Genomic DNA, 9,397 nt, shown 5'->3' on the forward strand with positions numbered 1-9,397 from the left:
TCCATAACCCCTGAGCTCGCGGTCAGGCACGGAGGTCGCCGGCTCGTTGCTCAACATAACCACCTTCGGTTATGGATTCCGGGCTCGCGCTGCGCGCGCCCCGGAATGACGGCAGAGGTGGTTGGCCTGCGCGCGCCCGAATGACGAACGAGGGGTGGTGCTACCCCCTCGCCCGCAGCTCGCGGCGCAGCACTTTTCCCGTCGCGGTCATCGGCAGCGTGTCGGTGAATTCGATCAGTCTCGGATATTCGTGCGCGGCGAGTTGGACTTTGACGTGGTCCTGGATGTCGCGGGCCAGCGTGTCATCTTTGCTGAAACCCGGGCGCAGCACGATCCAGGCCTTGATCTGTTCGGTGCGGATCGGATCGGGGACGCCGACCACCGCGGCGAACGCGACCGCCGGATGCTTCAGCAGCGTGTGCTCGATTTCCGACGGGCCAATGCGATAGCCGGCCGAGGTGATGACGTCGTCCTCGCGACTGTCGTACCAGAAGTAACCGTCGTCGTCCTGCGATCCGAGATCGCCGGTGAGCAGGAAGTCGCCGGCGAATTTCTTCGCCGTGGCGTCCGGGTTCTTCCAGTACTCCAGCATGATGCAGGGATTGGGCCGGCGCACCGCGATGATGCCGCGTTCGCCGCGTGGCAGTTCGCGGCCCGTCTCGTCGATGATGCGGACGTCGAAGCCCGGCGTCGCCTTACCCATCGAGCCGGGGCGGATCGGAAACAGCTTGGCGTTGTTGCCGACGACGAGATTGCACTCGGTCTGGCCGTAGATCTCGTGCGCATCGACGCCGAACGTCGCCCGCACCCATTGCAGCAATTCGCCACCGAGCGACTCGCCGCCGGTGAAGATGCTGCGCAGCTTGACGCCGTCGTGTTTGACCTCGGCCTGGCGCATCAGCTTCAGCGCGGTCGGCGGCAGGAAGACGTTGCGGATGCCGTGATCGGCCATCAACTGCATCGCGGCCTGCGGCTCGAACTTCTTGGCGCGATAGCCGACCATCGCGACGCCGTGGTACCAGGTGGGAAACAGCGCATCGAACAGCCCGCCGATCCAGGCCCAATCCGCCGGCGTCCACATCAGGTCGCCGGGCTTGGGGAAGAAGTCGTGCGCCATCTCGACGTTCGGCAGATGGCCGAGCAGCACGCGGTGCGCGTGCAGCGCGCCCTTGGGATTGCCCGTGGTGCCCGAGGTGTAGATGATGATCGCCGGATCGTCCGCGGAGGTGTCCACGGTCTCGAATGCGTCGGAGGCCGAGTCCAGCTTCGACCAGAACAGCTCGACGCCGGGCTGCGCTGCGCCGCCGGCGACGTAGATGTGCTGCAGCTCCGGCAGCCGGTCGCGGATCTTCAGCAGCTTGGGCAGGCCGCTCTCGTCCGTGACGACGGCACGCGCGCCGGAATTGCTCAGCCGGAATTCGAGCGCGTCCTCGCCGAACAGCGTGAACAGCGGCACCGAGACGAGGCCGGAGCGAAAGGCAGCGAGGTGCACGATCGGCAGCTCGATCGATTGCGACAGAAACACCGCGACGCGGTCGCCGCGCGTCAGCCCGCCATCCTTCAGCACGTTGGCGAAACGGCGCGACGCGGTCGCGAGTTCGGCGAAGGACAGCCGCGTCACCGCGCCGCCGTCCTCGACATAGATCAGCGCCGGCTTGTCGCCGATCGCGTGGCGATCGCAGCAGGCCGTGGCGATGTTGAATCGCGCCGGCACCTGCCAGTGGAAGTTGCGATACAGATTGTCGTAGTCGGTGGTCTCGGTCAGCAAGGCATTTCCCCGGTCGTCACGAAAGTCTTCTTGTCGCCTTCTTGGGCAGGCTTGCGCGCATCGTAGCGCCATCGGGGCGTCGGCGACGAGTGCCATTTCCCGGTCGCGGGATTGTGTGGACCGCAGACCTTTGCATTGCAGCATTGCCGGGAACCCGAGCCGGCCGCACGTGTTCTCCCGGGTCCAGTTTGTTCCCCAGCGACGGTGAGACCGATGAGCGCGGCTGACGTAATTTCCGCGAAGAGTGAGGGCGGCCCGCGTTCGAACGATCCGCAAGGCGCCCCGGCGATGCGCGAGACCGAGCGCCGAGAGACGCGGACCGATCAGGCCCCGGCCAAACGCAACGAAGACGCCGCACCGCCGAAGCCGGCCGGCCTGCGCGGGCTGTTCCGGCAGCATCCGATCGCCGCGGTGGCCGGCGCGGTGCTGATCGCCGCCGCGATCGTCGGCGGAATCGTGTGGTGGCTGCATGCGCGCAATTTCGAAAGCAGCGACGACGCCTTCATCGATACCCGCACGGTACTGATCAGCCCGCAGGTCTCAGGCGCGATCACCGGCGTCAACGTCACCGACAATCAGGTGGTCAAGGAAGGCGACCTGCTCGCCACCATCGATCAGCGTGACTACAAGGCCGCGGTCGATCAGGCGGCCGCGCAGATCCTGCAGGCGCAGGCTTCGATCACCGACATCGAGGCGCAGATCGGCGCCCAGCAGGCGCAGATCCAGCAGGCCAATCAGCAGGTGCAGGAAGCGCAGGCCGCGCTCAACTTCGCCGCCGACGAAAACCAGCGCTATCAGGATCTGGTGCAGAAGGGCGCCGGCACGGTACAGCGGGCGCAGCAGGCGCAGTCCGACTTCACCAGCAAGCGCGCCGCGCTCGATGCCGCCAACGCCGCCAAGCTCGCGGCCGATCGCCAGGTCGACGTGCTGCGCGCCAAGGTCGAGCAGGCCAAGGCGCAGCTCAAGGCCGCGCAGGCGCAGAAGGAGCAAGCCGACGCCAATCTGCAGCGCACCGAGTTGCGCGCGCCGACCGACGGCCGCATCGCCAAGCTGACCGGGGCAGTCGGCGCCCTCGCCTCCCCCGGCCAGGCCATCATGGTGCTGGTGCCGCTCGACGTCTGGGTCACCGCCAACTTCAAGGAGACGCAGCTCGAGCTGATGCGCGTCGGGCAGCCGGTCGACATCCACATCGACGCCTACGGCAAAAGCTATCCGGGCCACGTCAACTCCATCCAGGCCGGCAGCGGCACGGCGTTCAGCCTGCTGCCCGCCGAGAACGCCACCGGCAACTACGTCAAGGTGGTGCAGCGCGTGCCGGTGAAGATCACCTTCGATCAGCCGCCGGATGTCGAGCTCGGCCCAGGCATGTCGGTGGTGCCGCGCGTCACCGTTCGTCAGTGAGGCCATCGCCATGGCCGACAGCGAAGGCGAATATGGTGGCGCCAATCCGTGGCTGATCGCGGTGCTGGTGTCGGTCGCGACCTTCATGGAAGTGCTCGACACCACCATTGCCAACGTCGCGCTGCGCTACATCGCCGGCGGCCTCGCAGTGTCCGGCGACGAAGCGTCGTGGGTGGTGACGACCTATCTGGTCGCCAATTCGATCGTGCTGTGCGCGTCGGGCTGGATCGCCCAGATGTTCGGCCGCAAGAATTTCTTTCTGGTGTGCATCGCGCTGTTCACGGTGAGCTCGCTGCTCTGCGGCTTCGCCTGGAATCTGCAATCGCTGCTGCTGTTCCGGATCATGCAGGGGCTCGCCGGCGGCGGCATGACGCCGGTGGCGCAATCGATCCTTGCGGCCGCCTTCCCGCCGGCCAAGCGCGGGCAAGGCTTCGCGCTGTACGGCATCGCCGTGGTGGTGGCGCCGGTGGTTGGCCCGACGCTCGGCGGCTGGCTCAGTGATAATCTGTCGTGGCACTGGTGCTTCCTGATCAACGTGCCGGTCGGCGTCATCACGCTGGCGCTGATCTATCTGATCATCCCCTCCTCCGAGAAGCAGCGCCAGGAACGCGCGAAGCTGTGGGCCAAGGGGCTCAACTTCGACTTCGTCGGCTTCGCGCTGGTGGCGACCTTCCTCGGTGCGCTGGAAGTCGTGCTCGACCGCGGCCAGGTCGACGACTGGTTCGGCTCGGGCTTCATCGTCACCTTCGCGCTGATCTCGGTCGCGGCGCTGATCGCGTTCGTGCCGTGGGAGCTGTCGCGGGAACGGCCGCTGATCGACGTCAGGATGCTGACGGGCCGGCAGTTCGGCACCTGCTTCGTCATCATGCTGGCGACCGGCGCGCTGCTGATCGCCACCACCCAGATCGTGCCGCAGTTGCTACAGGAGCGGTTCGGCTACACCGCGACGCTGGCCGGTCTGGTGATCTCCCCCGGCGGCCTCGTCACCATGGTGATGATGGTGATCGTCGGCCGGATCGGCGGTTCGGTGCAGCCGCGCTGGCTGATCGCGCTCGGCGCCACCATCGCCGGCGGCGCGATGATCGACCTGATGCGGATGTCGCCGGACGCCGACTACTGGTTCTTCGCGCTGTCGCGGATCTATCTCGGCATCGGCCTGCCGCTGATCTTCATCCCGATCACCACCGCATCGTATGACGGTATCCCGCCGGACAAGACCGACCAGGCCTCGGCGATGATCAACCTGGCGCGCAATTTCGGCGGCTCGATCGGCGTCTCGATCAGCCAGACCGTGCTGGCGCGGCGCGAACAGTTTCACCAGAGCCGGCTGAGCGAGCACGTCGGCGCGTGGAATCCGGTGCTGCACGACACGCTGGCACAGATCCAGGGCTATCTCGGCACTCAGAATGCCACCGGCAGCAAGTCGGGCAGCGCGATGGCGATCGTCGGCCAGATGGTCCAGACCCAAGCGGCACTGCTCGCCTATCTGGACGTGTTCGTCGCGTTGGGTCTGATCGCCGCCGCGATGATCCCGCTCGCGCTGTCGCTCCGTAGCGTCGACCGAAGTGCGAAGCCGGCGATGGCGCATTGACCAGAATGCGGTGGTAGCTCTTCCGACATTGCCAAGGACGCCCCCTCGCGCCTTGCGCGCACCCTCTCCCGCTGGGGGGAGAGGGCTGGGGTGAGGGCGACGCGAGCACGGCGCTGCTGTTGACGTTGACTACTAACTCTCGGCTGCGCGGACACGCCCCCTCACCCGACCGGCTGCGCCGGTCGACCTCTCCCCGCACGCGGGGAGAGGTTATGCAGTGCTCGTGGTGAGTACCCTCGAGCTGCGCAGCGCGAACTAACCCGTCAGCGCCGCCTTCACCAGGCCGGACGCCTTGCCGAAATCCATTTGCCCCGCGTACTTCGCCTTCAGCGCGGCGATGACCTTGCCCATGTCCTTGATGCCGGCGGCGCCGGTCTCGCTGATCACGGCGGCGATCGCGGTCTTGACCTCGTCGTCGGACATCTGCTGCGGCAGGTAGGCCTGGATCACGGCGATCTCGGCGCGCTCCTGGTCGGCGAGTTCGGCGCGGCCGCCTTTGTCGTAGAGCTCGACCGACTCCTGGCGCTGCTTGATCATCTTCTGCAGCAGGCTGAGCAGATCGCCGTCGCCGAGCGGCGGCTTGCCCTGGCCGCGGGCTTCGATGTCGGCGTTCTTGATGGTCGAATTGACCATCCGCAGCGTCGACAGCTTGCGCTCGTCCTTGGCCTTCATCGCCTCTTTGACGGCGGTGTTGATATTTTCGCGCAGCATGTCGGGCTCCTCAGGGTCTTCGTCATTGCGAGGAGCGAAGCGACGAAGCAACCCATGCTCCGCGCGTGGCGCTGGATCGCTTCGCTTCGCTCGCAATGACGGCAAATGGCGTTGTGGCGCATGATGTAGGCCGTTCGCCCGGCCGAAACAACTCTAGTTCCGCAGCCACTCGGTCAGCGCCGCGGCGGTGGCGGCGGGTTGTTCGATTTGCGGCATGTGTCCGCAATCCGGGATGATCACCAGTTTCGCCCCGTTGATCCCGTCGGCCATTTCCTGCGACAGGCTGTTGGGGATGGTGTTGTCGGTGTCGCCGGTCAGCACCAGCGTCGGACAGGCGATGGTCGCCAGCGTCGGACGGGAATCGGCGCGGGCGATGATGGCGCGCTGCTGCCGGGCGAAGCCGGCGGCGCCGACGTCGTCGCCCATGGCGTGGATGATCTGGCGCAAGCCGTTGTCGTCGGCGCGCGATGGATGGACGAAGCCCGGATACAGCTCGTCGAGCACGCCGTGCAGCCGGCCGGCATTGGCCTCGCCGATTTGCCGGGTGCGCCGCGCCGAGGCCTCGGGGCTGTCGGGCCGCGCCTGGGTGTTGATCAGCGCCAGCCTGGCGACCCGATCCGGCGCCTGGCGCATGATCTCGAAGGCGATGTAGCCGCCCATCGAATGTCCGGCGAGCGCGAAGCGCGGCGGCGCTTCGGACAGGATCCGCCGCGCGATCGCCGCCATGCTCTCGTCGCGAATGTGGTTGGCCACCATCGGGGGGCCGAACGACCATAGCGCCGGCAGAACCGGGGCATAGATCCGCGGCGAGCTGCAAAGGCCGGGGATCAGCACGATCGGCAACGATGTGTCCATGGAACCTCCCTGTGCGCACGATTCGGACCGGCGCAGGCGGGCGAAGCTAAGCCCGGGAGAATCCCTGTCAAATATCACCGAAATGCGCACACTTTGCCGGCCGCAGCGCTTTGACGGCGCCGCCGGGCGCGACTATGTAATGCGCTCATGACCAATTCAGCATCCAATCCCGCCTGGCCGGACCATAAACCGACCGCGCTGCTCGTGCTCGCCGACGGCACGGTGTTCGAGGGCTTCGGCCTCGGCGCCGTCGGCTCCGCCGTGGGCGAGGTCTGCTTCAACACCGCGATGACCGGCTACGAGGAGATCCTCACCGATCCCTCTTACGCCGGGCAGCTCATCACCTTCACCTTCCCGCATATCGGCAACGTCGGCACCAACGACGAGGATATCGAGACGGTCAACATGGCGGCGACGCCGGGCGCGCGCGGCGTGATCCTGCGCGGCGCCATCACCGACCCGTCGAACTATCGCTCGTCGAAGAACCTCGACGCCTGGCTGAAGGCGCGCGGCATCATCGGCCTCAGCGGCATCGACACCCGCGCGCTGACCGCGCTGATCCGCGAGAAGGGCATGCCCAACGCGGTGATCGCGCATTCGCCGAACGGCGAGTTCGACCTGCACGCGCTCAAGGAAGAAGCGCGCGAATGGCCCGGCCTCGAGGGCATGGACCTGGTGCCGATGGTGACCTCGGGCCAGCGCTTCACCTGGGACGAGACGCCCTGGGCCTGGGGCGAAGGTTTTGGCCGGCAGGACAAGCCCGAATTCAACGTCGTGGCGATCGATTACGGCATCAAGCGCAACATCCTGCGGCTGCTCGCGGGTGAAGGCTGCAAGGTGACGGTGGTGCCGGCGACGACCCCGGCCGAGGACATCCTGGCGATGAAGCCGGACGGCGTGTTCCTGTCCAACGGCCCGGGCGATCCGGCGGCGACCGGCAAATATGCCGTGCCGGTGATCCAGCAGGTGATCCAGTCCGGCGTGCCGACCTTCGGCATCTGCCTCGGCCACCAGATGCTCGGCCTCGCCCTCGGCGGCAAGACCGTGAAGATGCATCAGGGCCACCACGGCGCCAATCATCCGGTCAAGGATCTCACCACCGGCAAGGTCGAGATCACCTCGATGAACCACGGCTTCGCGGTCGACAAATCGACGTTGCCCGGCAACGTGCAGCAGACCCACGTGTCGCTGTTCGACGAGAGCAATTGCGGCATCGCGCTGGCCGACAAGCCGGTGTTCTCGGTGCAGTACCACCCGGAGGCGTCGCCCGGCCCGCGGGACTCGCACTATCTGTTCCGCCGCTTCAGCGACCTGATGCGCGCCAAGAAGAGCGCCGCGTAAACGCAGCCGCTCTCGACAGTCGCCTGAACACGAAGGGCTCGGCCGGAAGGCCGGGCCCTTCGGCATTCTGGAGACTCCCGCACTCTCCGCCGGCGCTCGCCGGCGACCTCCCTTGGTTGTCCGGCATGAACCGGACGGGCCGTAGTGTCATGTCAAGTTGACAAGCGTATCTGTCACGATAATTTGACCAAGCGAGAGAACACCGTGAACGGGGCCGGCCAACAGGTGCTGGTGGACCAGAGCGGAGGTCTCAGCCGGGACTAGCGCCCGGACGGCAGCGTGGCGAGGCCTGAGGGGGCAGCCATCGTCTGACCAGCCGGTGAACTCGGTCCGGTCGCTGCTCGCGGCACTCGCGTGCGGGTTCAGCACGAATTTGAATCTCTGAGGAGGTTATTATGGCAGACGATCCCAACAAGGTCTGGCCGACCGGTCTGACGATCGCGGAGTCGGAAGAGATCCACAAGCACGTGATCGACGGCACGCGCATTTTCGGCGCGATCGCCATCGTGGCCCACTTCCTGGCCTACGTTTACTCGCCCTGGCTGCACTAAGGGAGATCGGACATGAATCAAGGACGTATCTGGACCGTCGTGAATCCGACCGTCGGCCTGCCGCTGCTGCTGGGCAGCGTCACCGTCATCGCGATCCTGGTGCACGCCGCGGTGCTCAACAACACCGCCTGGTTCCCGAAGTACTGGCAGGGTGGCGCCGCTGTCGCCGCCGCGCCGGCCGCTCCGGCTCCGGCTGCTGCCCCGGCGAAGAAGTAAGCTTCGCCTAGCGACATCGACCGACGCCCGTCGGGGTCCTCAGGACCTCGGCGGGCGTCGTGCATTTTGGCGGGCGGATCGCGACTGACCAAGACGGCCGCGGCGGAGCCAAGGTACGCCGCCCGTGCGTGCGCGATCCCGGGTGCGATCGCCGTCGCCGATCTCGCGTCTTCATCGTGACACGACATCTCGCCGCGCATGCGTTCGGACGGTCGGCGAGCCGACACGTGCAGGTGTCCGCGGACATGGACGGCGCGATGTCGCTACGGATCGACACGCCCGACACCTCGCCGCACGAGACCACAGCAGAGACGACTCGCACGCGTCGAGTCATCGGCGCGATCACAACCGCAACGAGTCCGCTGTGGCGCGCGTGCGCCAGCGTGTGGCGCGCGCGCCTCGTTTACACTTGTGGCACGGACAAGCTTACGCAGCTCGCGACACGATCTGGAATTGCTCCAGCGCGCGCCACATGAACGCATCGTAACGATGTCAAAAACGACTGTGCCACAGTAGTTTTTTGTATCTCTGCGCGCCACTCACGATCGCGCTCACTTAAAAATCAGCAGCGTCACTGCAACTTCATCCAGCGGACCCACTTGAGCCGCATTGCATCGGCATTGATGCAAACCTGAAATGAAGGAGGCCATCGATGACTGCCATGAACCAGCCGAAGTTCGATCCCGATTACGTCGCGACGCTCCGCGAAGTGCTCGATATCGCGGTTGAGCAGATCGCGATGGAGCATCGCACGCCGGCCACCAAAGCGATGATGGCGCAGATCATCGTGCAGAACGCCGCGCGCGGAATCACCGACGCCAACGCGCTGGTGCACGACGCTGTCCGCGCCGGCGCCCACGGCGCGCCGTAACGCGCGTCTTTTCGCGGCCGCGCCACCGCGCGGCCTCCTCGCCGCCCGACCTCCACGCGCCGCGCCTTCGCGGCGCGTTTTGATTCGGATAA

The 9,397-nt window shown here is 66.4% G+C and carries 9 protein-coding genes; 6 read left to right on the top strand and 3 right to left on the bottom strand.

The window, feature by feature from the left end:
- Positions 1–160: 160 nt before the first annotated feature.
- Complete coding sequence (locus ACOJTD_RS06090) at positions 161–1,768, bottom strand: acyl-CoA synthetase (RefSeq protein ID WP_420132033.1); 1,608 nt, start codon at positions 1,766–1,768, stop codon at positions 161–163.
- 213 nt (positions 1,769–1,981) lie between these two features.
- Here ACOJTD_RS06090 and ACOJTD_RS06095 point away from each other — a divergent pair, with 213 nt between their 5' ends.
- Positions 1,982–3,169, top strand: a complete 1,188-nt coding sequence (locus ACOJTD_RS06095) for a biotin/lipoyl-binding protein (RefSeq protein WP_420132034.1) — start codon at positions 1,982–1,984, stop codon at positions 3,167–3,169.
- 10 nt (positions 3,170–3,179) lie between these two features.
- Positions 3,180–4,760, top strand: coding sequence for a DHA2 family efflux MFS transporter permease subunit (locus ACOJTD_RS06100; RefSeq protein ID WP_420132035.1), 1,581 nt, complete (start codon positions 3,180–3,182; stop codon positions 4,758–4,760).
- Positions 4,761–5,015: 255 nt separating this feature from the next.
- Here the strand turns inward: ACOJTD_RS06100 and ACOJTD_RS06105 are convergent, their stop codons facing one another.
- Both ACOJTD_RS06105 and ACOJTD_RS06110 read right to left on the bottom strand, forming a co-directional pair.
- Positions 5,016–5,471 carry a GatB/YqeY domain-containing protein gene (locus ACOJTD_RS06105; RefSeq protein WP_420132036.1) on the bottom strand — a complete coding sequence of 152 codons (456 nt, stop codon included), beginning with the start codon at positions 5,469–5,471 and terminating at the stop codon, positions 5,016–5,018.
- A 153-nt stretch (positions 5,472–5,624) separates the two neighbouring features.
- A complete protein-coding gene (locus ACOJTD_RS06110; RefSeq protein WP_420132037.1) occupies positions 5,625–6,326 on the bottom strand; it encodes an alpha/beta fold hydrolase in 702 nt (233 codons plus the stop codon).
- A 147-nt stretch (positions 6,327–6,473) separates the two neighbouring features.
- Here ACOJTD_RS06110 and carA point away from each other — a divergent pair, with 147 nt between their 5' ends.
- The 4 genes from carA (at position 6,474) to ACOJTD_RS06130 (ending at position 9,305) form a co-directional block, all read left to right on the top strand.
- Complete coding sequence (carA, locus tag ACOJTD_RS06115; RefSeq protein WP_420132038.1) at positions 6,474–7,667, top strand: glutamine-hydrolyzing carbamoyl-phosphate synthase small subunit; 1,194 nt, start codon at positions 6,474–6,476, stop codon at positions 7,665–7,667.
- A 395-nt stretch (positions 7,668–8,062) separates the two neighbouring features.
- Positions 8,063–8,218, top strand: a complete 156-nt coding sequence (pufB, locus tag ACOJTD_RS06120) for a light-harvesting antenna LH1, beta subunit (RefSeq protein ID WP_011440233.1) — start codon at positions 8,063–8,065, stop codon at positions 8,216–8,218.
- Positions 8,219–8,230: 12 nt separating this feature from the next.
- Positions 8,231–8,434 carry a light-harvesting protein gene (locus ACOJTD_RS06125; protein ID WP_054161530.1) on the top strand — a complete coding sequence of 68 codons (204 nt, stop codon included), beginning with the start codon at positions 8,231–8,233 and terminating at the stop codon, positions 8,432–8,434.
- A gap of 652 nt (positions 8,435–9,086) precedes the next feature.
- Positions 9,087–9,305, top strand: a complete 219-nt coding sequence (locus ACOJTD_RS06130) for a hypothetical protein (protein WP_054161531.1) — start codon at positions 9,087–9,089, stop codon at positions 9,303–9,305.
- Positions 9,306–9,397: the final 92 nt, after the last annotated feature.

Origin of the sequence: Rhodopseudomonas sp., from assembly GCF_048594845.1 — a bacterium.
In the GTDB taxonomy this organism is placed as follows: Bacteria; Pseudomonadota; Alphaproteobacteria; order Rhizobiales; family Xanthobacteraceae; genus Rhodopseudomonas.